Raw genomic sequence first — 26,467 nt, forward strand, 5'->3', positions numbered from 1 at the left:
CAGGAAGAATCAAACGGGCTAGGGTTAAAAGGGTATCGTAAGTAGTCATAAGTTTTTGCCACAAAGATAGCAACTTCTAAGATACCCCACAAGATTTTGCGGCTGACCCGAGATATATAAACAAATAACAAGATATTAAAAAAGCACCCACGGAATTGTAGGTGCTTATTTTCATATGGAGCGGCAAGCGAGGTTCGAACTCGTGACCCTCAGCTTGGGAAGCTGATGCTCTACCAACTGAGCTACTGCCGCATAAACATTTCCAAGGTCATGCCTTAAAAACGGTGGCAAAGTTAATAAATTCCTTTCTAAAAAAACAAACGTTTCGTCAAATATTTCCTATTTTTGCTCGGGAAAACAAAGATGTTCTTTCAAAATACAGACTAAATACCAATGAAACGAATCATACTCATCACCGGAGGAGCACGTTCCGGCAAAAGCACCTATGCGGAAAAGCTGGCACTCGAACTCTCGCCTACTCCCGTCTATCTTGCCACGGCACGCATCTGGACGAAGAATTCCGCCAAAGGGTAATCCGACACCAAGAACGCCGGGGACCGGAATGGACAAACATCGAAGAGGAAAAAGAACTCAGCCGCCACCAACTGGAGGGACGGGTCGTCCTGATAGACTGCATCACCCTGTGGTGTACCAATTTCTTCTTCGACCTCGAGTCTGATACCGACCGGGCACTTGCCGCTGCCAAGGCAGAATTCGACCGCTTCACGGCACAAGACGCAACCTTTATCTTCGTCACCAATGAAATAGGTATGGGAGGAACTTCCGAGAACGAATTGCAACGAAAGTTCACGGACATGCAAGGCTGGATGAACCAATATGCAGCTGCCCATGCTGACGAAGTGATACTGATGGTATCCGGCATCCCACTTACCATAAAAAACACTCATTCATAAAACAACAAATAATCAAAACTCAACAGACTGATGAAGACATTTCATATCACCCGCCCGGACGAGTCAATCCGTCCCGCATTGATTGACAAAATTAACAACCTGACCAAGCCCAAAGGCTCATTAGGTACTTTAGAAGAACTGGCACTCCAAATCGGACTCATACAACAGACATTATCCCCCGCCTTGAAACATCCGCAAAACATTATCTTTGCCGCCGACCACGGCATTGTAGAAGAAGGTGTCAGTCTATCTCCAAAGGAAATCACCTGGCAGCAAATCAGCAACTTCCTTCATGGAGGGGCAGGTGTCAATTTCCTCTGCCGGCAGCACGGTTTCACCTTGAAAATAGTAGATGTAGGAGTAGACTACGACCTCCCCTACGAGAAAGGCATCATCAATATGAAAGTGCGCAGAAGCACCCGAAGTTATCTGCACGAGGCAGCCATGACGGAAGAGGAAATGGAGATGTGCCTGGAACGGGGTGCCGAGGTGGTGCGCCAATGTCACGCAGAAGGCAGCAATGTCCTCAGCTTCGGCGAAATGGGCATCGGAAACACCTCCTCATCTTCTCTCTGGATGACTTACTTCACCGGTATTCCCCTGGAACAATGTGTCGGTGCAGGCAGCGGACTGGACAATGCAGGTATCCGCCACAAGTACGAAGTGCTGAAACAGTCTATGGAGAACTATAAGGGCGACGGCTCTCCCCGGGACATCATCCGCTACTTTGGCGGACTGGAAATGGTAATGGCCATAGGCGCCATGCTGCAAGCTGCCGAGCTGAGGATGATTATCCTTGTAGACGGATTCATCATGACCAACTGCCTGCTTGCTGCCGCCAAGCTCTATCCGGAAGTGACGGATTATGCCATCTTCGGACACTGTGGAGACGAGTCCGGCCACAAACTGGTGCTCGATGCCCTACACGCCCGCCCATTGCTGAATCTGGGACTGCGTTTAGGAGAAGGAACGGGAGCCATCTGTGCCTATCCCATTGTAGACTCGGCAGTGCGGATGCTCAACGAAATGGATAACTTTGCACATGCCTCCATCACCAAATACTTTTAAAATGAACAATATTTTAGCAGCATTCATCATGCTCACCCGGCTGCCTTTCTGGAAAATCAAGGAAGTACCGGCAGAGTGTTTCAAGCACGTAGTTCCCTATTGGCCGCTCGTAGGCTGGCTGACGGGAGGCGTGATGGCGGCAGTGCTGTGGCTTGCCGGACAGATTATGCCGGTATCATTAGCATGGATCCTTGCCATCATCGCACGCCTGATTGTCACCGGATGCCTGCACGAAGACGGGCTGGCGGACTTCCTCGATGGCTTTGGCGGCGGCACCACCCGCGAACGGACACTTGCCATCATGAAGGACTCCCACATCGGAAGCTACGGCGTCATCGGATTGATATTCTATTTCCTGCTGTTGCTCCAACTGCATCAACTGCCATTGGGGCTTCTCTGTATCCTTGTGCTCTGCGGCGATTGCTGGTCCAAATTCTGTGCCTCCCAGATTGTCAACTACCTACCCTATGCCCGGAAAGAGGAAGACAGCAAAAGCAAGACCATCTACAACCGCATGAGCCGGTACGAATTGCTCGCCGGATTCTTCTGCGGCCTGGTGCCTTTCGTACTGCTGCTGCCTATAAAGCTGTGGATTGCCACCCTCTTCCCCCTGCTCACCTTCCTCCTGCTCTACCGGCTGATGAAGCGGCGCCTGCAAGGATATACGGGGGACTGCTGCGGAGCCACATTCCTGCTTTGCGAACTGTCCTTCTATTTGGGAAGCCTTATTCTAATTATAAATTAAAGATTGAAAATTAAAGATGGAAGTAATATTCATTCGACACACTTCGGTAGATGTCCCTCCGGGCGTATGCTACGGACAGACCGATGTTCCTCTGAGACCCACATTTGAAGTGGAAGCCGCCGTGACGGCAGAGAATTTGAAAGCATACCTACCGTTCGACCACGTCTACACCAGCCCCCTTACCCGCTGCGTACGCCTCGCCACCTATTGCGGCTATCCCGATGCAGAACGGGACAAACGGATTATGGAAATTAATTTCGGCGACTGGGAGATGAAACCCTTTGAACAGAATGACGACCCCCGCCTGCAGGAATGGTATGCCGACTACATGAACGTGGCAGCCACCGGTGGAGAGTCCTTTGCCATGCAATACCGACGTGTCGGCCAGTTTCTGGATGAGTTGAGGAAGAAGCCCTATACACGCGTTGCCATCTTCGCACATGGCGGCGTACTTATCTGCGCGCAACTCTATGCCGGAACCCTCAAAGCCGAAGAAGCCTTCGACGCATTGACGCCCTACGGTGGCATCGTCCGCATTAATCTCGACAAGGAATAGTAAACGAAATGGTAGGACCTTCCTCCGCTTCGGCTTGCACCTTGTAGATACCTCCAAAATAATGAATAAAATGGGCATTGATTTCATGGCGAATCAAGCTTGTTTTATTCTCAAAATGCACCTTTGCAAACGGAGCGTTGACCACATCGAAATAGAGAACCGGCCTACTGCGGTCCCGTCTGATGCGAATAACCGCCTCATAACGGGCTGTGTCATTCTCTGACGGAGTCAGCATGCTGACAAGCAATGTCTCGAACCACTTCCGGTCCGTCCTTGCAAGCTGCCCCTTGATGTCGGTCTGCAGGCTGACAGACACAGTGCCCTCCTCACGACCGTTCACTTTATCCAGCACCTTGCTGCACAACTGAATAATGTCACACTCCTCGTTCTCATACTGAATCTTGCCTGACTCCAGGCGGGACAACTCCAGAATGCTGTTGACATAGTTCAGCAGACTTTCCGCATTAGTCTGAATAATCTGCCCGTATTCCCTCTTAGTCTCCTTATCCAGCTCCTCCTTTCCGGTCAGCAATTCGGCAAAGCCCACCACCACATTCAACGGGGTACGTATATCATGGCTGATTTCCGATTTCAGACGTTCCTTTGCGATGTTGTCCGTCTCTGCCTGCAAAGCAGCTTCAGCCGTCTTCTTCTCTACGACAGCAATCTTTCCGGAGACATAGCGCGTATACAGGTAGAAAAACAGCATCAGCAGCAGGCAGACACCCAGGAGTATAAATCCTATACGGTAATTCATGTCCTGAATCTTCTGCTTCTCCAACAGCAGCTCGTCAATGTGGTAAATCTCCTTGACCTGCTTCAACTGGTTGGCCGAGAAGGCATTGTTCAGCGAATCCTGCTTGCGTATGAGGTAACGCCGGGTCTCGATAGCCCCGTCAATATCCCCCTTGTCATATTGCGTACTCGCCTTGTAGTTTATCAAAGTGGCAAAGGTGGAGACGTAGTTGTTCAATACCGTAGGGGTCACCTCGTCTATCAAGGCGATACTCTTGTCGTACTCATCGGTCTTGGCATAATATTGAAGCTGTATCAACTGGACATTCAGCCAGAAGACGGGATCGACGTGCGGCTCAAGCAGTTTCTTCACTTTCTCGATATGCTCGCGTGCCACTGTAAGGTTCTTCTGGTTCATGTAATGCAGAATATACTTCACTTCGCAGTCAATCTCGAAATTGCTCCAGTTCTTCCGTGTCTCGGGTTCTTTGGAAATGACCGCCTGCAGCGTCGTGTCCATTTCTTGCAAATAGGGCAGTTTCATGCTGTCTTTACCGCTATTGCCGTATACCTGGGCAATACGCGACAGAATATCCACTTTCAAGCTGGTCTTTGTCTGGGGAGAAAAATTCCGGTAAGCCTCCAAGAAAGAGTCCAGTGCCTCATTCGGGCGGCTAGAGACTCCGTAAGCGCATCCCAGGCTGTTATACGCCGCTATCATCCGATATTGCTATGGCGGAGTTTTGATTCCTCTAACGCCTCCTTGGCCACATACACCGCTTTCTCTATCTGCCTCTTGGAGGCCAGGGCACGGCTGATGGCAGCCTTCTGCTCCAGATAATAATCATAAGTGCCTACCTGAGGGACAAAATTCTTCAGCACACCCACCCAGTACGATAGACTGTCCGGGTCGTGTTTCTTGTCATAACATGCCGCAAGATAGTAGGCGCCCATATTCTCATAAAAGGTATTCCTCTGCCGACGTGCCTCCTCGTACAAACGGGTGGAGAAAGTCATATTATAGGGAGCATACTGGTGTTTGTAGGCCATGTCACGGAGATACGTCAGCCGGACAAGGGTGGCAGGCAGGGCATCGGCAACCTTCAGGATGCTGTCCTGATACCGGGCAGCCCCCGTGTCTTCTGCCAGCAGCGGACAGAAATATCCGCAGAGCAAAACGTAGATGAGAATCAATATTCGTTTCATTGCGCCGTTCCTCCGTGTAATGCGGGATTATACTTCAAAGGATGTGTAAAGCAGAAACGCGCGCCACGGGTGTACCCACTGTCTACCCACAGCTTGCCATTCATATATTTCACAATCAGTTGGCAGATGGAAAGGCCCAGTCCACTTCCCTGCACAAAATCATTCAGCTTTTCAAAGCGTTCAAAAATCAAATGCTGCTTTTCCGGTGGAATGCCGCATCCGGTATCCGTCACGGAGAAAAGTGCCGTACCGGTATCAGCCATTTTCAATTCCAGCACAATGGAGCCCTGTTCTGTAAACTTGGCGGCATTCACCAGCAGGTTTATCAAGACCTGGCGGAGGCGTGCATCATCCGTATCCAGCATCAGGACGGACAAATCCGTGTCAAAACGCATTTCAACCTCCAGCTTGCGCGAGGCTATCACGGTCTCCACTACCTCATTACACAGCTTCACGGCATCATGCGTGCGGATGTTGAAGGTTATGTTGTCATTCTCGAAATCCGAGAAATCCAGAATATCATTGATAAGTTTCAGCAACTGAAAGGAGTTCACCTTGATAATTTCGGAGAATTCCCGGCGCGATTCGTCATCGAACGACTCGTCCTCATCCGTCAGTACCGCCGAGAATCCGACAATGGCATTCAGCGGCGTACGTACCTCATGGCTCATGTTCGAAAGGAACATGTTCTTCCTTTGTATGGCTTGCACCGCTTTCTCCTTCATCGCCTCCTGCCGCATTTGGGAATGCTTCAAACGGAATATCTTCTTCCAGCCCAGCACCAGGAGGAATATCAGAAACAGTACGGACACAGTGATGCCTGCCAGATAGAAACGCATGGAGACAATGCGGTCGTGCTCGTTCTGATAGGCCAGTTGGTCGGCCTGGAAACGGGTACAGAGCTGGTCTATCTCTTTGGGATAATTCTTCTCGAACGAAGTCTTGATATACGAAAAGACCTTGCCGTATTGTCCGTAGGCTTCTTCCTTGTTTCCCATCTTCACCAACAAATCCGCCTTTTCGAGCAGAGCTTCCTTGTAGATGTTATGGTTTATCCGGGCATATTCGGTTTGAAGGAAATCATTGTAGGCGGTCAAGGCAGCCTCATACTCTCCGGTGGCCACCAGATAACGGGCATCTATAATCAGAAGGTATTGCCGTATCTCTGGAATCAGCTGCGCTTCAAGCTGGCCTATCTGTGCCAGACAATGGCTGGCAGCTTTCAAGTCACCCTTGAACAATTGGCAAGAGGCATTGGAGATGTGGCGCATGGCCAGTTCCAGCGGAGAAAGCCGGTCTTCCGGATAGAGGTTCAGACGTGCAAGATAACGCGAGGCGCCGTTTACATTCCGTATACGCAGGTTATAATCTATCAGTTCCACCAGCAGCATACGGATATGCACATCCTCCCCGTCCATCCCATCCAGCAGTCTCAAGGACTCTTCATAAGCGGCACCGGCTTCCCGGAGTCTGCCGGTATAGCTGTACACCTCTCCCATGGCATTCAGCGCAAGGGCATTGCCGAAGGGGTAGGCAAGCGCGCGGGCTTTGGAGTACATCTGGTCGCTCTGGGCAATGGCCATACGGATTTCTCCACGGAAAAGGGAGGATTTTATAAGTATTCTTTCCAGTTCGAAATAGGTGTAATAGCGCTGGGATTCATCCAATTGGGACAAAAGGCCGTCGGCATTCAGCGAGTCACACTCCTCCCGGGTCAGATAGTCGAAACCGAGGCTGTTGTGGAAAGTGGAGATGACCTCATGGACTATACTTTCCTTTTCTTTAGTCCAAGAATCCGCTTTATCTGTTGCCGATGCAATTATTGTGCTCCCGAACCAAATAAAGAAAAGGAATATATATAGTTGCTTTATCCTCATTTATAAGACTTTGTTTGCTTTAAAAGTTACATTTTTAATGCAACGCGGTCTTGCAAAGATATTATATCTTTTTGGAACGGACAAAGAATCAGTTAAAATAACAACATTTTAAAAACAAAAGGAAGCCAAGGTCGATGTCACTATTACGGCAACCACCATCCACCACTCCACACGCCGGTTGATACGAACAGCCACACGCATATCTTCCGTCTTCAAAGGCCGCTCATTAAAACCGATATAAGGTTTCCATACCTCCTCACCAAAATAGTTGTGCGGACCTCCGAAACGGCAATTCAAAATACCGGCAAGGGCGGCTTCCGGATAACCGGAATTAGGACTGGCATGCCGGCAGCCATATCTGCCCACAAAAGCAAACAAGGAAAGGCGACCGGAAACCAGTACCATCAGAAAGGCTGTCAGACGAGCAGGGATGTAATTGGCAACATCATCCAGGCGGGCGGCAAAGCAACCGAACTGGCGGTAGCGCTCATTCTTGTAGCCGACCATGGAATCCAGCGTGTTCACCATCTTATAGGCAAGCATGCCCGGAACTCCCAACAGCAGATACCAGAACAAGGGGGCAACTACCCCATCACTCAAATTCTCTGCCAAAGTCTCCAATGCAGCAGTACGTACCTCCTGCGCCGAGAGTGCAGACGTATCACGCCCAACGATACGTGCCACTTGCATCCTCCCTTCCTCCAAGGAACGGTCCACCGCCTTGAACACCATACGCACCTCGCGAACCAGCGTAGTGCCCGCCAAGCAATAGAATATCAGCAATATTTGCACCGTCAGAAGCATACCCGGAGAAAAGAGCGCCGCCAAGCGGAGCAACAAAAGCGTAATCACATATGCCCCCAAGACAAGAGACACCGCCACAAACGCACCTTTCAGAAAACGCGAATCGCCCCGGTTCAACCGGTGTTCACAGAAAGAGATGGCCTTGCCGAAAGCCACAACCGGATGGGGTAGCCACGCCGGGTCGCCCAGCCAGTGGTCAAGCAGCCAGGCAGTGAGAAGCGGCAGGTTCAAGTTGAAGGCGACACCCAAAAGTATAAGCACATCTTCTTCCATCGGTTATTCCTCCTCAAGCCATTGTCCTATTGCTTTTACAAGCCTATCATTCTCCTCTCGGCTCTGGGCAGCTATGCGGAAAAAGTGCTCATTCAGTCCGTCGAAGTTGGAGGCGTCCCGAATCAGGATACCATGCTCCCCTGCCAGATAGTCTTTCAAAGCGGAAGCCCTACCCATACGGAGGCACACCAACATGAAATGGGTTTCGGTGGCCCATACCTCCAGTCCTCCCAATGCCTCGAGCGCACTGCGCAGGCGGGCAGCCTCTTGCAAGTAAGACGCCACATCCAGTGGATTGGGAACATCATGTTCCAGCAGATGGAGCCCTGCCTCAATGGCAAGTTGGTTGACCGACCAGGGCATACGGTTGGTACGCAGGCGGTGCAGTAGGTGGGGGGCGCCGGTCACATATCCCAGTCGCAGACCGGGAACGGCATAACGCTTGGTCATGGAGTGCAGCAGCAAGACGTTGGGAAACTCCGCAGCCTCGGCAGCAGAGAAAAGCGGACGCAAGGTGAAAAACTCGTAGGACTGGTCGATGACGAAACATACCTGCGGATTATGACTGATAAGTGTTGCCAGATATTCCTTCTCCACGACCGTTCCGGTAGGGTTATTGGGATTGCACAGCCACAGCATGCGCACCTCTTCCGGCAAGCGATACCCCTCGCTCTCCGCAGGAAGCCGGTAGAGGGAAGTGACCCGATGGCCGTGCATGCGGCAGGCATCGGCATATTCACTGAAAGTGGGTTGCACAATGGCGGTGTTTGTCCCGCGGAAAGTCTGTGCCACGAGATAGATGGCTTCGGTAGCTCCGTTCGTCACGCACACTGCCTCGGCAGGAAGGTGGTGGTGGCGGGTAAGGCAGGCCTCAAGCGTGTAAGGCTCCGGTTCGGGATAATTGCCGATGCTGTCAATCCGGGCACACAGATGCGCCTTCAAGGCAGAGAGGTCCACCCTGCTATAAACGTTCGAGCTGAAATTGGCCGTAATCGGACGGCTGTATTTATAGGAATCGTCTCCGTGTCCTTCAATCATGGTTCTTTGTCAATATTTGGTAGATAAGCGGCAGGTTGACGTGGCGGCGCACGTGCTCGGCAAGCCTATCATATTGTTCTTCTTTGAATGTATGGTAATCGAAAGCGCCGGCATTCCCGGACAGTTTGTCTGTAAAAGGCGCAAGCAGGAAATCTATGAATTCCGGATTGTCGAGAATGCCATGAATATAGGTCCCCATGCAAGTGGAGTCCACGTAGTAACCGTCGGTAGAACCGTTCTCCAGAAGATTCAAGGGAGAATCGGGAGCAGCTTCTACGGGGGTGGTCACTCCCATATGGATTTCATAACCCTGCATTAATGGAGAATGGAGAGTGGAAAATGGAGAATGGGGATTGCACAGACCGAACTTCACCTGGCGGGTCACCTTCTCTCCCGACATGCGGGTACTGATGGGCAACAGTCCCAGTCCGGGCAGGCGTTCGATGTCTCCCTCCACATGCTCAGGGTCGAGTACCTCCTGCCCCATCATCTGATAGCCGCCGCAGATGCCCATCACGGTGGCACCTTCACGGTGGGCACGGATGATGGCAGCCGCCACACCGTTACGGCGCAATTCGTAAAGGTCATCAAGCGTGCTCTTGGAGCCGGGCAGCAGGATGACGTCGGCCTTTGCCAGCTCCTCCACATTGTTGGTATAGAACAGATGTACGCGCGGGTCACGCTCCAGGGCATTGAAATCGGTAAAGTTACTGAGGTGGCGCAGCAGGATGACGGCGATGTTCACCTTTCCCTTCTCGGCACGGACAGACTTTGTGGCAAGCGCCACGGAGTCTTCTTCCTCAATGTAGATATCACGGTAGTAAGGCACCACCCCGACAACGGGAATGCCGCAAAGCTCCTCCAGCATCGTAATGCCCGACTCGAAGAGACGTATATCCCCCCGGAACTTGTTGATAAGGATTCCTTTAATGCGTTCCCGCTCATGGGGACGAAGCAACATCAGCGAACCGTAGACGCTGGCAAACACACCGCCACGGTCAATGTCGCCCACAAGAATTACATCGGCTCCGGCATGCAGGGCCATCGGCAGATTGACAAGGTCGGTATCCCGCAGATTGATTTCGGAGATGCTTCCCGCGCCTTCCAGCACAACGGGATTATAGCGGGCGGCAAGGCGGTCGTAGGCAGCACAAACCTCCCGGCGCAGTTCGTCGCGTCCTTCCTTGCGGAAATAATCATAAGCATTGCGGTTGCCGATAGGACGCCCGTTAAGAACAACCTGCGGGGTATGGTCCGACTGTGGTTTCAGCAGCAGCGGATTCATGTCCGTGTGGCAAGGCACTCCGGCGGCTTCTGCTTGCACAGCTGGGCACGGCCTATCTCCAGCCCTTCGGGAGTGGCAAATGAATTGAGCGCCATATTCTGTGCTTGAACGGTGCGGGCTGATAGCCGTCCTGCTTGAAGATGCGGCAGAAGGCGGCAGCAATGATGCTCTTTCCCACATCACTACCCGTCCCGGCAAACATAATCGGATGAAGTTTCTCCATAAATTCCATTTTAGCGAATGCAAAGATAGTGCAAATCCGAATATCTCTCCCATTCATAAGCCATATCTTCGGAAACTATTCGTTATATTTGTAACGTTCTATTCAAAAAGATGACTACTGAACAATTCACACCTCCTCTTGTTTAGAGAAACAAGAACCCCTAAACCGAACGAACTTATGAATAATCTATTATGCCGGAGATTCTTTCCGGCTGTTGCCTGCGTGCTGCTTGCCATCGGTGAAGTGGCTGCACAAACATCCCTCCCCCTTAGCTTCGGTGATGCCCTAAGGCAGATGCAAAACGGCAACCGCAGCCTGAAAATGGCCGACAAGGGAATTGAAGCCGCCCGTGCGGAACGTGACAAACTGAATGCCCTCTGGTACCCCTCCCTGCAAGGTGCCGGTACGTTCGTGCATCTTTCCGAAAAGATAGAAGTAAAACAGCCCCTTTCCCAGTTCACCGACCCGGCAAAGGACTTTGTGCACAACATCGTGCCGGACGACCAGTTCATCAGCAGCATACTCGACCAGATAGGCTCCCATACCCTTGCCTTTCCACTGGCTCCACGCAACCTGACTTCCGTCGGCCTGACCGCCGAATGGATTGTATTCTCCGGCGGCAAGCGCATCCGGGCCTCGAAAATAGGCAACACCATGATAGACATCGCCCGCGAAAACCGGGGACAGACCGATGCCACGCAACGCACCCTGCTGGCAGAAAGCTACTTCGGACTGAAACTTGCACAAGAGGTGGTACGCGTGCGGCAGGAGACTTACAACAGCCTGCAACGCCATTACCAGAATGCCCTTAAACTGGAAGCTGCCGGCATGATAGACAAGGCAGGCCGGCTCTTTGCCCAAGTGAATATGGACGAAGCCTCCCGCTCACTGGAAGCTGCCCGGAAGGAGGCCTCCGTCGTGCAAAGTGCCCTGCGCACCCTGCTCAACCTGCAAGACACCTGCAGTATCCATCCCACCTCGGAGCTTTTCATCAACGACCAACTGCCCGCCAAAGAGGAGTTCCTGCAAACCATGCGGGTGGAGAACTACACCGTGAACCAACTGCAACTGCAGTCACAGATTGCCCGCCAGCAGCTCCGCATCGACCAGAGCGGCTACCTGCCGGACATCGCCGTATTCGGCAAGCAGACCCTCTATGCCCACGGCATACAAAGCAATCTTGTCCCCCGCACCATCGTAGGCATAGGCTTTACTTGGAACTTGTTCGACGGATTGGCGCGTGAGAAGCGCATCCGCCAGTCGAAGATAGCCCAGCAGACCCTTGCCCTGGGACAAGAAAAAGCCAAAGAAGACCTGAGCGTAGGCATCGACAAGCTCTACACCCAATTGCAAAAGGCACAAGACAACGTACGCGCCTTGAATACCACCATCGAGCTGAGCGAAGAGCTGGTGCGAATCCGCAAGAAATCCTTTGCCGAAGGCATGGCAACCAGTACCGAGGTCGTAGATGCGGAAACGATGCTGGCAACCGTCCGCGTGGCGCGTCTGGCAGCCTACTACGAATATGATGTGGCACTGATGAACCTGCTGGCTATCTGCGGAATACCGGAACGGTTCGAGAAATATTTCGATACAACTTATTAAAACCTACCCTTTATGAAAATCAATAATAAAAGCATCAGCATTGCATTTGTCATTATCCTGGCCGCAACGGTCATCATTTCGCTTGCCGGCATGTTACTCATGAGCCGGCAGCCCCTGGTCCTGCAAGGACAAGTGGAAGCAACGGAAATACGTATCAGCGGGAAGCTGCCCGGACGTGTGGACTCCTTCCTCGTACAAGAGGGCGACTGGGTGAAGGCAGGCGATACGCTTGTCGTCATCAACAGCCCCACCATCGAAGCCAAATACCGCCAGGTGAATGCCCTGGAGCAAGTGGCCCAGGAGCAGAACAAGAAGATAGACGCCGGTACCCGCCGCCAGATTGTAGCCACCGCCCGGCAACTCTGGAACAAGACGCAGAGCGACCTTGCCCTCGCCAAGACTACTTACCAGCGCATTGTAACGCTTTATAAGGACAGTGTCGTCACCTCCCAGCGACGTGACGAGGTGGAGGCCATGTACAAAGCCGCCCAAGCCGCCGAACGTGCCGCCTACGAGCAGTACCAGATGGCCGTGGACGGAGCGCAGAGCGAGGACCGCGCCTCGGCCCGCAGCCTGGTGGAAGCGGCGCGAAGCACCGTCGATGAAGTCTCCTCACTCCTCGTCGACTCCCGTCTCACCGCCCCCGAAGACGGCCAGATAGCCACCATCTTCCCCAAACGCGGAGAGCTGGTGGCCCCCGGCACTCCCATCATGAGCCTTGTCGTGATGGACGATGCACACGTGGTACTGAACATACGCGAGGACCTGATGCCGCAGTTCAAGATGGGAGGCACTTTCCGTGCCGATGTCCCCGCCATCGACGGCAAGGACATTGAATTCCGCATCTACTACATCAGTCCGCTGGGCAGCTTCGCCACCTGGAAATCCACCAAACAGACGGGCAGTTATGACATGCAGACGTTTGAGATACATGCACGTCCCACACAGCAGGTAGAGGGATTGAGACCGGGGATGTCCGTACTTTTAAAAATGAAGAATAAAAAATGAGAGATAAAGAATTTGGCTGCGCAATGAAAGCGCTCCGCATGGTTATCCGTCGCGAATGGCATCGCATGACCTCCCGCCGTCTATACCTCGGCGTCTGCCTCGTGCTGCCTTTGTTCTGTCTGTTCTTCATGGCCACCATCTTCGGAAACGGACAGATGGAGAACATTCCCGTGGGTATCGTCGACCTGGACAACACTGCCACTTCGCGCAATATCTCCCGGCGCATCTCTGCCGCCCCCACCTTCCGTGTGACGGAGCACTTCACCGACGAAGCCGACGCCCGCCAGGCATTGCAACGGAAGGACATATACGGCTACCTCGTCATCCCGCCCCGCTTCGAACAGAAGGCGGTGACGGGAACTGACGCAACGCTCACCTATTATTACCACTATGCCCTTCTTTCTGTAGGCAGCGAGCTGATGGCGGCGTTCGAGAATACGCTTGCCCCCGTGGCACTCTCCCCCATCGTGATGCAGGCCGAAGCTCTGGGAGTCAGCGGAGAACAGATACAGACCTTCCTGCTCCCCGTAGAAGCCAGTACCCATCCCCTCTACAATCCGGATATGGACTACTCCATCTACCTGAGCCAGCCCTTCTTCTTCGTACTGTTCCAGATACTCATCCTGCTCACCACCGTCTACTCCATAGGCAGCGAGATGAAATTCGGCAGCGCCGGCGAATGGCTGGAGACGGCACGGGGCAATATCCTCACTGCCGTAGCAGGGAAACTGCTGCCCTATACCCTCATCTTCTCGTCCATCGGCATCTTGGCAAACTATGTATTGTTCGGCCCGTTACACATCCCCTTCTCGGGCAGTCTGTGGCTGATGAACGCAGTGACCGTACTCTTCATCATCGCTACCCAGGCATTGGCGGTCTTTATCTATTCGGTCTTTCCCAAGATTGCCTACATTATCAGCGTAGTGTCCATGGTAGGCTCGTTGGGAGCCACGTTGTCCGGGGTCACTTTTCCCGTCACAGCCATGTATGCGCCCGTGCATGCGGCATCCTACCTCTTCCCCGTACGGCACTTCACGGAGGCGGCACAAGCCATGATTTACTTCGATGCAGGTTTTGCCTACTTCTGGCAGTCGGTAGCCACGCTATCCGTCTTCCTGCTGGCAGCATTGCTGATACTGCCGTTGCTGAAATGGTGGATAAAAAAAGAGATAAGGGAAGAAGCAATCGCCGCCTCCCCATCACCTTGCCCACCTACCGTATTGTCAACAGCTTCCGTCATCCGCCACGAGTGGCATGCCATCGCCACCAATCCCGCCATCCTGCTCGTGCTGGCAGGCGGCATCTTCCTCTACGGACTGCTCTACAACTACATGTACGCTCCCAACCTGGTGCGCAAGGCTCCCGTCGCAGTGGTAGACCTCTCCCACTCCGCCCTCAGCCGCGAATACATCCGGCTGCTCGACGCCACTCCCCAGACCGCCGTCTACGGCCAGACGCCCAACATCCTCGAAGCCCGCCAATGGATGAAGCAGGGCGACGTGGCAGGCATCCTTTACCTGCCTGCCGACTTCGAGGCACGTGTGGCACGGGGCGAGACTTCGGTTTTCGTGCTCTATGCCGCCACGGACGCTTTCCTCAACTTCAAGGGATTACAAGAGTCCAGCGCGCGTGTCATGCTTGCCGTGAACGATGCCCACCGCATGGAGGGCACCGTATTCCTGCCTCCGCAAGGGTTGCTGGCAGTGGCTTCGTCCGCTCCCGTCAGCGTGTCAGGCACAGCCCTCTACAACTATACGGAGGGGTACGGTTCGTATCTGATTCCAGCCGTCATGATTGTCATCATCTTCCAGACGATGCTGATGGTGATTGCCATGCTGACGGGCGAGGAAGCGGAAGCCAGAAGAAAGGGAATACGCTGATGCGTGCCGGCTCGCTGAAGGATGTATGGCGGATTGTCGGGGGCAGGACCTTTGTATACTTCATGCTGTATGTAGTGTTCTCCCTATTCCTGCTGGGACTGCTGCCGCATCTGTTCAGCATCCCCCACATCGGCAGCGGAAAGGATATCGTCACCATGATGATACCCTTCCTGCTGGGCACAAGTTTCCTTGCCCTGGCCGTCTCCCGCTGGTTTACAGACTCCGAAGCGCCGCTACTGATGATAGCCTTCTTCTCTGTGGGCTACATCTTCCTTTCGGGCGTGTCTTATCCGCTGGAGCTGATGCCGTGGTATTGGCAGGCGGCCCACTATCTTTTTCCGGCAGGTCCTGCCGTACTTGCTTTTGTAAAACTGAACTCAATGGGTGGAACGCTGGCCGACGTATGGCCGCAGATGCTGACAATGTGGATACAAGTATTGGTCTATGGAACTTTGGCGCTCTGTACTACACGTCGCCTCTACGGAGAAGGAAAAGTGAAGGCATAAAAAAAGGCTATCTATCCCAGACAGCCAATCTTTTGTTAACCTTAAATCTAATACTATGAAAAACACATTGCAAATATACGGAGTTCTCCGAATTCTCCAAAATTTCCGCCCATAACAGCCTTATTTATAACATGGTTTAATAGGAATATGCCGTTGTTAACAGATAGGGGCTGGGCAAATAAGAAATTTTCACTATCTTCATCCCCAAAATCGTAAATCAAAGAATATTCTGCCATGATTCATACCATACTCGATACAGACCTTTACAAATTCACCACCTCGTATGCCTACATCAAATTGTTTCCCTATGCCATGGGCACTTTCAGCTTCAAGGACAGAGACGACACCGCCTATACGGACACGTTTCTGAAGGAGCTGCAAGAGGCGGTGGACAGCCTGGCACAGACCGTACTTACTGCCGAAGAGCTGGAATACATGACCCGCCACTGCCGTTTCCTGCCAAGGGTCTATTGGGAGTGGCTCTCCTCCTTCCGCTTCCAGCCGGAGAAGGTAAGCATCCATCTGGACGAGGACCGGCACCTGAACATTGAAATCACGGACTATCTGTACAAGGCCACCCTTTACGAAGTCCCTCTGCTTGCCATCGTATCCGAAATAAAGAACCGTTCTTTGGGAAACGTGGCCGACATGGACAACATACTCTGCAAACTTTCCGAAAAGGTGGCACTCTCCAACCGGCGCCAGCTGTATTTTTCGGAGTTCGGCACCCGGAGACGCTTCTCGTTCGAAGTACAAGACAAAATCATAGGCCGTCTGAAGGAAAACGCCGAATATTGTACCGGGACTTCCAACTGCCACTTCGCCATGAAATACGGCATGAAGCCTATGGGGACGCATCCGCATGAATGGTTCATGTTCCACGGCGCACAGTTCGGCTACAAACACGCCAACTACATGGCCTTGGAAAACTGGGTGAACGTGTACGACGGCGACTTGGGCATCGCACTGTCCGATACCTATACCTCCGGCATTTTCCTAAGTAACCTGAGCCGCAAGCAGGCCAAACTATTCGACGGTGTACGCTGCGACTCCGGCGATGAATTCGATTTCACCGACAAGCTCGTTGCCCGCTACCGCGAACTGGGCATCGACCCTACCACTAAAACCATCGTCTTCAGCAATGCGCTCGACTTTGGCAAGGCACTTGATATTCAGGAGCATTGCAGAGGTAAAATCCGCTGCTCCTTCGGCATCGGCACCAATCTGACGAATGATACCGGTTTCAAGCCCTCCAACATCGTAATGAAACTGACGCAGTGCAAGATGAACGTCAACCAGGAATGGCGCGAATGCGTGAAACTGTCCGACGATGCAGGAAAGCATATCGGCAGCGAAGCGGAAGTACGGGCATGTCTGTATGATTTAAGGCTCGGACAACAAGCAGGAAACCTATGCTGAGAACAGTTTCCCGGCGATTAGCGATAAGCACTTACTGTCTTTTCCTTTTGTAAGCAAACTCCTGCCATTTCTCCTCCGGCCAGTCCTGCCGCTGCATCTCCATGCGGGCCATGACGAAGAACAAGTCCGAAAGGCGGTTGATGAAACGTAGGATATCCTCGTTCACGGGGTCTTGGCGATGGAGTGTCCACAAACGGCGTTCGGCACGGCGGGCCACGGTACGGGCAAACTGCAGTTGGGCAGATGCGGAAGTGCCACCGGGCAAAAGGAAGTAGCCGTTGTCCGTCAGCAGGACGGTCATGGCATCCATCTCCTGCTCACAGCGTAGCGTGAGCTCTGCGGCAGAAAGCGGATTAGGATTTACCACTCCCGAGGGGGTGGCCACATGGCTCATTACCACCATCAGTTCCCGCTGGACAGCATGCAGCAACTCCTGCCAGGCATCTTTTGCCGCCAGCATGGAGCGCACGATGCCAATCACGGCATTCAATTCATCAAGGCATCCGTTTGCCTCGATACGGATGTCATCTTTCGGCACGCGCGTGCCACCATGAATACCCGTTGTTCCTTTGTCTCCAGTTTTGGTATAGACTCTTTTCATACTCTATTTGATAAGGAACTGTGCCCACTGCGGGATTTCCTCTACATATTGTTTGAAGAGGGTCCCGTTTACAGTGCGGAACAATAATCGAGGGATTTGATTTTCTATTGAATTATCGTAGATATATACCCTATCAACCAAGGATATTGCTTTGCCTATATTCAATAACGATTTATAATAACGGGAAATAATTTTGGAAATGGGAACTTCATGCCCTCCATTCAAATAGCGCTGTGTAATACGCCGTACATTTATCTCAGGATTATCTGTACAGACAAAAAAAATGCGAATAAAAAATCCTGCTTTTTTTGCTTCTTCAACAAATGCAAGTTTTTCGTCTGAGGAAAAGACTGTTTCAAATACAAAATCTTGCCTTTTCCTTAAACACTCATAACGCATTTTAGTCGCCAATTCTGCTGCCTTCAATACTGCAACGGGAGAATTCCAATCACCATATTGTTCTTGCGCTATATTATCAGGATTAATGTAAAGGCTATTTTCTGCCCATTCATTATGAAGCAGTTGCACTGTCGTAGAAGTTTTACCCGAACCATTCGGACCAGCTACTATACAAAGTGTCGGATTTTTTTCGTTCATCACATGGATATATCACTTACATTTTTAGCTCTATATGCTTTCAATTTTTCTCTCACCTCTTGCATTCTCCGCTCCAATTCTCTTTTTGCCTTGCGAGAACTTTCACGGGCCGCAACAGCCACTTGTTCCATCAAAGCATGCAGTTGTTCATCAGTAGGGTCTTCCAAAGAAGACAAGCGATAAGTATTCAGTTTCATAATCATAATATATTTAAATGAAAACAAAGATACTCCACTATTTCGAGAACACAAACGAAATTACATAAAATATCAATGCGCTATTTTAGAGTTCACCGAACAAAGCCATCACATCCACCTCGCCCCAATACAGATGCGTATAACTGGCTATCAGGTTCTTATAGCGAAAGACGTGAGTGGTTACCTTCCCTCCTTTGGCATTGTAGACCTGCGCTATCGAGGGAGGAAGACTGCACGCACCACCTTCTTTTCCACCAGCTTCGGGCACGGCAAACTGCGTATAATGGAATTCGTGTCCTTTCAGCCGCCATCCGTTATAGTCGAACTGACGGTATCCCAATGTCAATTTCCTGCGTTTACGCTCGTTCGTAATGCTGAAAGGCAATACTCCTACCATCTCATTTCCGATACTGCCTACACAGCTCCCGGCGCTTCTTCCATCGGTATCAATACTTCCCTCGTCCGTATCCCCATCAGAAATAACGGACTGCGAAAGATATATCATCCCCCCGCATTCCGCCAGCGCTCTGCCACCGGCCTCTATATAGCTGCGGATAGACTCCCTGGCAAGCCTTGCCCCGGCAAGTTCCTCCAGACGGTTCTCGGGATAGCCGCCGGCAGATAGAGCAAATCCGTCTCTTGCGGAATAGCCCGGTCCTGCTCCGGATTGAAGAAAGTGACCGTGCCCATACGGTGCAGAATATCCAGATGCTCCGCATAAAGGAAGGAAAAGGACTCTTCGTTGCGCGCTACCGAGATATGTAGCTTCCCCGGCTCTGATAGTACCGGCTTCTCCTCCACTGCCGCCGCAGGCAATGGACGCCCGGTTATCGAGAGCAGCAGTTCCCAGTCCACATGTTCCTCCAGCAAGCCTGCCAGCATGTCCAGCCCCTCCGTCTCCTTAGAACGGCTGAAATCCAGCCCCAGATGGCGCGACTCCTGCTCCAGTTCCTTCTGCTTGGGCAGATAGCCAGACAAATCACGTTCAAGTCTTCACAGACTTCCTGCAGCATCTGGTAGTGGCGGGGCGAGCCGACACGATTGAAGATAACTCCCGCAATACGTATATCCGGACGGAAATTGATGAACCCCGACAACAAAGGAGCCATGGAATAGGCAGCCGACTTGGCATCGACCACCAGCACCACAGGAATACCCAAGAGCCGTGCCACTTCTGCCGACGAGCCCCGGTCGCGGTCGTACCCGTCGTACATCCCCATCATCCCCTCGACCACGGCAACATCCGCATCCGCCGAATAGCGTGCATACAGACTGCTTACGTGCTCCTGAGACGCATGAAAGTATCCAGATTGATGGAAGGACGGCCACATACCGCCTCGTGATACTTGGTATCTATATAATCGGGACCGCACTTGAAAGGCTGCACCTTCAGACCTTTCTTCACAAACAATGCCATCAGTCCACGACTGACGGTGGTCTTTCCACTGCCCGATGTGGGGGCGGCTATGAGAAACTGAGGGATGGAGCGCATGGGAAAATTATGAGTTATAAGTTATGAGTTAGTAAGTTATTTGGGGACGGAATATTTTCCTACTGCAAAGATAAGCATATCTCCGACAAAAGTTTTATCTTAGCTGCGAAAATAAAACATATCACCATGATAACCGAAGAACTTAAGAAACTCTACATCGCACATACCGGACACGAACCGGAACAGATTGACGAACTCCCCTCCTCCGGCTCCAACCGCCGTTACTTCCGCCTCATCGGAAGTCCTACACTTATCGGTGTCAGCGGAGAGTCTGTGGAGGAGAACCGCGCCTTCCTCTACATGGCAGAACATTTCCGCCAGAAAGGACTGCCCGTGCCGCAAGTATTCATCCGCTCCGAAGATGATATTTATTATCTGCAAGAAGACCTGGGCGACTCGCTCCTATTTAATGCCATAGAGAAGGGCCGCAAAACCAGCGTATTCGGCGAGGATGAGAAGCAGTTGCTACGCAAGACCATCCGTCTGCTTCCTGCCGTGCAGTTTGCCGGAGCCGACGGCATGGACTTCTCCTACTGCTACCCGCAGGCAGAGTTCAATAGCCGCAGCATTCTGTGGGACCTGAACTACTTTAAATACTGCTTCCTCAAGGCTACGGGGATGGACTTCCAGGAAGACCGGCTGGAAGACGATTTCCAGAAGATGGCAGACGTGTTGCTCCGTAGCAGCTCCGCCACCTTCATGTATCGCGACTTCCAGAGCCGCAACGTGATGATAAAGGACGGCGAGCCGTGGCTCATCGACTTCCAGGGCGGACGCAAAGGTCCGGTCTACTACGACGTAGCCTCCTTCTTGTGGCAAGCCAAAGCAAACTATCCCGACAGCCTGCGCCAAGAGCTGCTGAAGGAATACATCGACGCCCTGCGCAAGTACCAGCCGTGGACGAGGCTTATTTCTATGCCCAACTCCGCCACTTCGTGCTGTTCCGCACCATGCAGGTGCTGGGTGCCTACGGTTTCCGCGGTTACTTCGAGAAGAAGCCCCACTTCATACAAAGTGTTCCCTTCGCCATCGAGAACCTGCGCCAGCTGCTCCAAGAACCTTATCCCGAATATCCTTACCTCTGCCGGATTCTGCGCGAACTTACCGAGCTGAAACAATTTACAGACGACCTGCAAAAGCGTCGCCTCGTGGTGAAAGTCACCAGCTTTGCCTACAAGAAAGGCATCCCCGAAGACTCCACGGGCAACGGAGGAGGTTTCGTCTTTGACTGCCGCGCCGTGAACAACCCCGGCAAGTACGAGCGTTACAAGCCCTTCACGGGACTGGACGAACCCGTTATCCGCTTCCTGGAAGACGACGGCGAGATAGCCGTATTCCTGGAGCATGCCTACGCCCTTGTCGACGCTTCCGTGAAGCGCTACATGGAACGCGGCTTCACCAATCTGTCTGTCTGCTTCGGCTGCACCGGCGGACAGCACCGTTCCGTATATTCGGCACAACACCTGGCGGAACATCTGCACAAGAAGTTTGGCGTGCAAGTGAACCTGATACATAGAGAACAGAATATAGAGCAGACGTTTAAGGCCAAAGTTTAATGTGCTAATGTGAGAATATGCCAATATGAAAGCCATGATTTTCGCCGCCGGCCTGGGCACCGGTTGCGCCCCTTGACGGACAACATGCCCAAGGCCCTCGTTCCCGTAGCAGGAAAGCCCATGCTGGAACGGGTGATACTGCGGTTGAAGGAAGCAGGATTCAATGAGATAACGGTCAATATCCACCACTTCGGGGAGCAGATTATCGACTTCCTCCGTGCCCACGACAACTTCGGCACGGAAATTCACATCAGCGATGAACGCGGCATGCTGCTCGACACCGGAGGAGGCATCAAAAAGGCACGCCCCTTTCTGGACGGACAAGAACCTTTTCTGGTGCACAACGCGGATATTCTGACGGATATTGACCTTGCAGGCCTCTACCGCCACCATCTGGAAAGTGATGCGGAATCTACCCTGCTTGTGAGCGAGCGCAAGACTTCCCGCTATCTCCTTTTTGACGACGACTACCACCTGCACGGCTGGATAAACAAGTCCACCGGAGAGGTGAAACCGGCAGGTTTCGACTACCGGGAAACGAAGTACCGGGAACTCGCCTTCGGAGGTATCCACATCATCTCCCCCTCCCTCTTCCGCCTGATGGACGATGGGCAGTGGAACGGCAAGTTCTCCATCATTCCTTTCTACTTGTCCGCCTGCACAAGGGTACACATACAAGGCTATCCGCTGCAAGGATTCCGCTGGTTCGACATCGGCAAACCGGAGACACTGGCGCAAGCGGAGGAATACTACAAACAAAAATAATTTCTACTCTACTGGAGTTTTTCGTCATATTTCTCAGCACTCAGCACAAACCCTTCTGAAAGCCTTTATTCATGGGCATTGAGCGAGTGACGAGAAGCGTGCTGACAGCGTGCTGAGAAACGTTTCTCAGCACGTTTTTTTCTCACATCCGACTTTAACAGTTTGATAATAAGAGGTTAACCACACTTTTCCCTTGGTTTTCAATTGTACCGAAATAACCTTTATTAACGTCGATTTCGGGCTTATTATTCGCTTTACTCGTGCAAATATTGCATTGAGGAGGGCAAACCCCGTTACCCATGATGCCGGAAGTGTAGCTTTCGCTCCCGGGATGTGGATACTTTTTCCCTTCATGCCCTGCGTGTAATGCAGAGAAGCTTGGTACATAATTCCCGAATCCTTATTACAAAACTTCATCCCACCTATGTGTGCCCGACGGTTTTCCCACGTGAACCGACGGGCACACATACGTAAACCGTCGGGGGCACGTGCGCGGGACGAGGTTTTGCCTGAACCTCCGTGATAAAAAGCATGGGACATACGCGAATTCTGCCTATACTTTCTTCCGGTTTTACCCCTGTTCGGGAGACGGTCTACCCATTCATTGCCGCGCGGTTTGTATCACCCCGTTAACTCCCAAGTATGGATAATGTAGACTAAACTTTCGCTTTGGGAGTGTGAACGAAAAAATGTATCTTCGTAGCCGGAATATAAAAGACTGCCGTAAAATGAAAATTACCCGTGATGAATTACTGATAGCTGCGTTCAAGCTGTTTATGTCCGTGAACTATGAGAAAGCCAGTTTTGCAGAACTTGGAAAGATGCTCGGAATGTCGAAAGCCGGAATATTCAAATATTACAAAAACAAACAGGAGCTATTCATTGCCGTGGTGGACAGGTTTTGGTTCAGCACGCAAAACCCACAAAACAAATTCACTGAAACGAACAGTACGTTTGCCGAATTTATAGACGAATATGTGCGTGGTGTACAACGGACAATGGATATGCTGGGCGACCTGATAGGTGCAGACCGGGACAAGGTGGCGCAAGGAAAGTTCACATATCATGCCCAATATTTTCATTTTCTGTTTCAACTGCTCCAATACGATCCTGATGCAAAAGAAAAACTCCGTAATCTTGTAGAGGTTGATTATGCTTACTGGCGTGCCGCTATACAACGTGCCATAGCTACCGGAGAACTAAGAGAGGATGTGGATGTAGAGGAAGCGGTAGTCATGTTCCGGCAGGTTTACATGGGGCTTTCCTTTGAAATGTCTTTTCTGGGTGGACTGAACACCGAAAAACTCTCCAAACATTTACGTGCCGTTTACTCCTTGTTGAAACGCTAAACAGTCTCCATTGAACGCTGTTCCCCTGCTGCCCTGATTGTCTGTGCAAAAAAAAGATAAAAAGAAAACGTTCGTTTACTTTATTCGGGATAGTTTTATAACTTTGGCAATATCATTTAATTAATGAGAGTTGTAATGTTATAAAACAAGCCCTACATGGATGCAAGCAAACAACGGGTAAGTATCGTACTGACAAAACAAAATACAGACGGTCAGGATTATATACGGATAGAATATGCCGATAGCCTGACTATTATTTTGCTGCTTTCGCAAGACAACGGAATTAAAACAATCGGAAACGGAAGCGCATACATACAAGCATCCGCTTTCCGGCTACCGGAGTTCTACACCCGTTACTCTCCCCACGCTTATATAGATTACAGCCGGGTACATGTATGTATGTCGCACCATTTTTTTGCTACCCAATTACAGGAACAAGGTACTAATCTAAAAACCATACAGGAGTTGCTGGGGCACAATGATATTAAGCAACAAGTATATATTTTCATGCGACGAGTGCCCGCAAAGCAAGCACATCCAATCCACTTGATACACTGGATGATTCGGGAGGTATGGATATTAGAGATTAGGAAATACACCTGTTGGGTGTCGGCTATTTCGATAACCGATACCTTGCAGTGTTCTTATAAATACATTAGCTACGAATAAAGAAAAATTAAAGTCATGAAAAAGGAAATCGTAAATCGGATTAAACAATTAGGTGGTAATGTCGCCAATGTAAAAGGAGTGTCTTTACAAGAAGACTTGTGTGCCATAACTTTCGACACCGCTTTGTATCAAAAGCCGGAAGATACACCTTGGCAGTCTGCCGAAGATACAGAACCGATTGAAGGTTTGGGTGATTGGGTGGATGAGAATATGGAATTATTCAATTCTGACAGAGAAACATTCTATAAGAAAATGGTTGATACCTACTATACATTAGATGAAGAACCTCGCAGGCAATTGTTTTGGATAGCCAAACCTTTCACTCCATTACAAGAAGGCACACCGGATTTTGAAGAATGGAATGATTGGTTTTCAGATGAAGCGGAGTTGGACGAAATCATTCAACATTCAAATTGTGCTACTCCCGCTTTTGTGGAATTGCTTTACACAGATGCTTATCCCAATAACTACTTCATCTGTGTATCTGACCTCAATATTGATAATCCGATTGTATGGAGTACAGACCATGAAGAGTTTTTTACAGAGGTTACAAATGAAGGAACATTAGAAAATTTCCTAAATAAATTCATGACTAAAGAGGAGTTTATAGATATTGTAAAACGAAAAATGGAGCAATAAGGAACGTAGCTAACATGCACCTCAATCGCCTTAAACGGCGATTAGCTGCATCCCATTACTAACAATTTGGACGAAAATATAACCGTATGACAATAGAAACTCTCTTTAAGAATTTGAAAAAAACAGTTTCTTATCAAGAACACGAGAATAGTTATTTCTATGAGGAATTAGGAAAGAAAATAGAAGGTTGTTTCTCAAACCAAAGCTATCATTCCGGTACTTCAATAGACTTAATTTATTATGGGGATATGACAATGCTTAAAAGTTACTATGAGCTTACAACGGGGCTAAATGAAGAAAACTTCACAGGTCTTGCAGATGCTTTCTTATATAATTTTGCCGCATTAGCAATAATTCCTAAAAACAAAGAAGATAGAAAACAGTTGCTTTTGACAAGTGTAGACATGTGTCATCGAATGTTAGGTATATTTACTTGTTTGTCATCTCAAGAAGCTAAAATAGCATTTGAACACTTCTTAAATGTGATAGATAGTGATATTCAAGAGTACAATGTGATTCTTTATAAAAACACCCTATTTTCGGAAGTATTTATATTATATGACTTACTTACCGATAATAACTCGTCTGTATTGTTGAATAAATATATTGGAGATACACCTATACATCCTACTTATAAGAATTTCTTAAGTTTGATATATTCAAATGATGAAGATGCAATTAATCGTTCAATAGATGAAATGGTCGAATATCACCTTATGCAATGTAGGAATGATAGCTATCAACGTGAGTTTTATAGTCGGACTTGGCGTTTTATTCCTGTTGAGATATGGGTTTTTCTACGGTTGCGGGTAATTAAAGGGAAAGGTATTCACTTTGTGCAAAACAGAATGATAAAGAAATCGTTACCTTTTCTAATGAAAGAAAAGTATGAACTATCTCAACCAGCGCAAAATCTTAAAGAGGTTGTCTATAAAAACTATGTTAGTAACGAGGTCGAGCCAACAGCTAAACGCTGTTCCTCACCAAACCATTATAAACAATAAAACGAAGTTGTATGGAAGACTTTGAAATTCTAAATAAATTCGATAATGACAAGTTGATAGACGTAGTGAAAAATTATAAGCGTTATGGCTATGATGATGAACTTCGTGATTATGCTATCAACTTATTGGGAGAGCGCGGATGGAGCAGAGATGATTTGCAACAATTTGGTTATTTAACAAACTATGATTATGATGAAGCTGAAAAACAGTATAAAGCATACAATAGAAATTCATTGATAGGTATTTGTACTCTTGTATTCAGTGGGGGAATTTTAGTTGTCGTTTATTTAATCTTTCTAATTTTGGCTTATCGGAATGTTGCAAAATTCTATAATGCATTAGGGCGCAATCAAGATGAAACCGCATTATTCAACGCCCTTGGCGTGCTGGCTTATTTTCATCTAAAAGGAAGAATGAAAGAAGAATTGAAAGGAATAAGATAAGTTTATAACAATC

Annotated in this window: 19 protein-coding genes, 1 tRNA gene and 7 pseudogenes; 16 read left to right on the forward strand and 11 right to left on the reverse strand. The window is 50.1% G+C overall.

What is annotated here, in order from left to right; all coding sequences use genetic code 11:
• Window positions 1–176: 176 nt before the first annotated feature.
• Window positions 177–252, reverse strand: a tRNA-Gly gene (locus JCM16496_RS08110).
• A gap of 141 nt (window positions 253–393) precedes the next feature.
• On the opposite strand from JCM16496_RS08110, the pseudogene cobU reads away from it, so the two are divergent.
• The 4 genes and pseudogenes from cobU (at window position 394) to cobC (ending at window position 3,283) form a co-directional block, all read left to right on the forward strand.
• A pseudogene (gene cobU, locus JCM16496_RS08115) lies at window positions 394–914 on the forward strand (bifunctional adenosylcobinamide kinase/adenosylcobinamide-phosphate guanylyltransferase).
• A 30-nt stretch (window positions 915–944) separates the two neighbouring features.
• The gene (cobT, locus tag JCM16496_RS08120; protein WP_025833497.1) at window positions 945–1,982 is read left to right on the forward strand and encodes a nicotinate-nucleotide--dimethylbenzimidazole phosphoribosyltransferase; all 1,038 of its coding nucleotides are present in this window, start codon (window positions 945–947) and stop codon (window positions 1,980–1,982) included.
• A 1-nt stretch (window position 1,983) separates the two neighbouring features.
• Window positions 1,984–2,727 (forward strand): adenosylcobinamide-GDP ribazoletransferase, encoded by a 744-nt coding sequence (gene cobS / locus JCM16496_RS08125; protein ID WP_025833499.1) that lies wholly within the window; start codon window positions 1,984–1,986, stop codon window positions 2,725–2,727.
• Between the two features lie 16 nt (window positions 2,728–2,743).
• Window positions 2,744–3,283 (forward strand): alpha-ribazole phosphatase, encoded by a 540-nt coding sequence (gene cobC / locus JCM16496_RS08130; RefSeq protein ID WP_025833501.1) that lies wholly within the window; start codon window positions 2,744–2,746, stop codon window positions 3,281–3,283.
• Here the strand turns inward: cobC and JCM16496_RS08135 are convergent.
• From JCM16496_RS08135 to JCM16496_RS08155, 5 genes and pseudogenes are all read right to left on the reverse strand, one after another.
• Window positions 3,264–5,224, reverse strand: a pseudogene (locus JCM16496_RS08135) (sensor histidine kinase). The gene cobC and the pseudogene JCM16496_RS08135 overlap by 20 nt on opposite strands.
• Window positions 5,221–7,101, reverse strand: coding sequence for a sensor histidine kinase (locus tag JCM16496_RS08140; RefSeq protein ID WP_025833503.1), 1,881 nt, complete (start codon window positions 7,099–7,101; stop codon window positions 5,221–5,223). Before JCM16496_RS08140 ends, JCM16496_RS08135 begins: the two are co-directional and overlap by 4 nt.
• 108 nt (window positions 7,102–7,209) lie before the next feature.
• Window positions 7,210–8,178 (reverse strand): adenosylcobinamide-phosphate synthase CbiB, encoded by a 969-nt coding sequence (gene cbiB / locus JCM16496_RS08145; RefSeq protein ID WP_025833505.1) that lies wholly within the window; start codon window positions 8,176–8,178, stop codon window positions 7,210–7,212.
• A gap of 3 nt (window positions 8,179–8,181) precedes the next feature.
• Window positions 8,182–9,216, reverse strand: a complete 1,035-nt coding sequence (locus JCM16496_RS08150; RefSeq protein ID WP_025833507.1) for a threonine-phosphate decarboxylase — start codon at window positions 9,214–9,216, stop codon at window positions 8,182–8,184.
• Window positions 9,209–10,724: pseudogene (locus tag JCM16496_RS08155) on the reverse strand (cobyric acid synthase). Before JCM16496_RS08155 ends, JCM16496_RS08150 begins: the two are co-directional and overlap by 8 nt.
• Window positions 10,725–10,901: 177 nt before the next feature.
• Between JCM16496_RS08155 and JCM16496_RS08160 the strand changes: the two are divergent.
• The 4 genes from JCM16496_RS08160 (at window position 10,902) to JCM16496_RS25250 (ending at window position 15,723) form a co-directional block, all read left to right on the forward strand.
• Complete coding sequence (locus JCM16496_RS08160) at window positions 10,902–12,329, forward strand: TolC family protein (protein WP_025833509.1); 1,428 nt, start codon at window positions 10,902–10,904, stop codon at window positions 12,327–12,329.
• Between the two features lie 12 nt (window positions 12,330–12,341).
• Complete coding sequence (locus tag JCM16496_RS08165) at window positions 12,342–13,337, forward strand: HlyD family secretion protein (protein ID WP_025833511.1); 996 nt, start codon at window positions 12,342–12,344, stop codon at window positions 13,335–13,337.
• Between the two features lie 128 nt (window positions 13,338–13,465).
• Window positions 13,466–15,217 (forward strand): ABC transporter permease, encoded by a 1,752-nt coding sequence (locus JCM16496_RS08170; RefSeq protein WP_439644525.1) that lies wholly within the window; start codon window positions 13,466–13,468, stop codon window positions 15,215–15,217.
• Window positions 15,217–15,723 carry an ABC transporter permease gene (locus tag JCM16496_RS25250; protein WP_439644524.1) on the forward strand — a complete coding sequence of 169 codons (507 nt, stop codon included), beginning with the start codon at window positions 15,217–15,219 and terminating at the stop codon, window positions 15,721–15,723. The genes JCM16496_RS08170 and JCM16496_RS25250 overlap by 1 nt, the downstream gene beginning before the upstream one ends.
• A 53-nt stretch (window positions 15,724–15,776) precedes the next feature.
• On the opposite strand, the gene JCM16496_RS21630 is transcribed toward JCM16496_RS25250, so the two are convergent.
• On the reverse strand, window positions 15,777–15,959 hold the full coding sequence (locus JCM16496_RS21630; RefSeq protein WP_128809503.1) for a hypothetical protein: 183 nt from the start codon (window positions 15,957–15,959) through the stop codon (window positions 15,777–15,779).
• On the opposite strand from JCM16496_RS21630, the gene pncB reads away from it, so the two are divergent.
• Window positions 15,958–17,142 (forward strand): nicotinate phosphoribosyltransferase, encoded by a 1,185-nt coding sequence (pncB, locus tag JCM16496_RS08180; RefSeq protein ID WP_025833513.1) that lies wholly within the window; start codon window positions 15,958–15,960, stop codon window positions 17,140–17,142. The two genes, JCM16496_RS21630 and pncB, sit on opposite strands and share 2 nt — an antisense overlap.
• Before the next feature lie 31 nt (window positions 17,143–17,173).
• Here pncB and JCM16496_RS08185 read toward each other — a convergent pair whose 3' ends face one another.
• The 4 genes and pseudogenes from JCM16496_RS08185 to JCM16496_RS21635 all read right to left on the reverse strand — a co-directional run bounded on the left by JCM16496_RS08185 (window position 17,174) and on the right by JCM16496_RS21635 (window position 20,029).
• Window positions 17,174–17,743, reverse strand: a complete 570-nt coding sequence (locus JCM16496_RS08185; RefSeq protein ID WP_025833515.1) for a cob(I)yrinic acid a,c-diamide adenosyltransferase — start codon at window positions 17,741–17,743, stop codon at window positions 17,174–17,176.
• Between the two features lie 3 nt (window positions 17,744–17,746).
• The gene (locus JCM16496_RS08190; RefSeq protein WP_025833518.1) at window positions 17,747–18,340 is read right to left on the reverse strand and encodes an ATPase; all 594 of its coding nucleotides are present in this window, start codon (window positions 18,338–18,340) and stop codon (window positions 17,747–17,749) included.
• Window positions 18,340–18,537, reverse strand: a complete 198-nt coding sequence (locus JCM16496_RS08195; protein WP_005836934.1) for a hypothetical protein — start codon at window positions 18,535–18,537, stop codon at window positions 18,340–18,342. The genes JCM16496_RS08190 and JCM16496_RS08195 overlap by 1 nt, the downstream gene beginning before the upstream one ends.
• 85 nt (window positions 18,538–18,622) lie before the next feature.
• Window positions 18,623–20,029: pseudogene (locus tag JCM16496_RS21635) on the reverse strand (cobyrinic acid a,c-diamide synthase CobB).
• A gap of 126 nt (window positions 20,030–20,155) precedes the next feature.
• Between JCM16496_RS21635 and JCM16496_RS08215 the strand changes: the two are divergent.
• The 7 genes and pseudogenes from JCM16496_RS08215 (at window position 20,156) to JCM16496_RS08250 (ending at window position 26,454) form a co-directional block, all read left to right on the forward strand.
• Window positions 20,156–21,585 (forward strand): annotated as a pseudogene (locus JCM16496_RS08215) (RapZ C-terminal domain-containing protein).
• 25 nt (window positions 21,586–21,610) lie between these two features.
• Window positions 21,611–22,350 (forward strand): annotated as a pseudogene (locus JCM16496_RS08220) (nucleotidyltransferase family protein).
• A 728-nt stretch (window positions 22,351–23,078) separates the two neighbouring features.
• Window positions 23,079–23,699: a TetR/AcrR family transcriptional regulator gene (locus JCM16496_RS08230; RefSeq protein WP_025833527.1), complete on the forward strand. Its 621-nt coding sequence runs from the start codon at window positions 23,079–23,081 to the stop codon at window positions 23,697–23,699.
• Between the two features lie 156 nt (window positions 23,700–23,855).
• Window positions 23,856–24,095: pseudogene (locus tag JCM16496_RS22660) on the forward strand (tyrosine-type recombinase/integrase); the annotation flags it as partial.
• A gap of 288 nt (window positions 24,096–24,383) precedes the next feature.
• On the forward strand, window positions 24,384–25,007 hold the full coding sequence (locus tag JCM16496_RS08240) for a hypothetical protein (RefSeq protein WP_025833531.1): 624 nt from the start codon (window positions 24,384–24,386) through the stop codon (window positions 25,005–25,007).
• An 86-nt stretch (window positions 25,008–25,093) separates the two neighbouring features.
• A complete protein-coding gene (locus tag JCM16496_RS08245) occupies window positions 25,094–26,011 on the forward strand; it encodes a hypothetical protein (RefSeq protein ID WP_025833534.1) in 918 nt (305 codons plus the stop codon).
• An 11-nt stretch (window positions 26,012–26,022) separates the two neighbouring features.
• Entirely contained in the window at window positions 26,023–26,454 is a 432-nt protein-coding gene (locus tag JCM16496_RS08250; protein ID WP_025833536.1) for a hypothetical protein, read from the forward strand.
• The last annotated feature ends 13 nt before the right edge of the window (window positions 26,455–26,467 follow it).

Source organism: Bacteroides rodentium JCM 16496, assembly GCF_000614125.1.
GTDB classification, from domain to species: Bacteria; Bacteroidota; Bacteroidia; order Bacteroidales; family Bacteroidaceae; genus Bacteroides; species Bacteroides rodentium.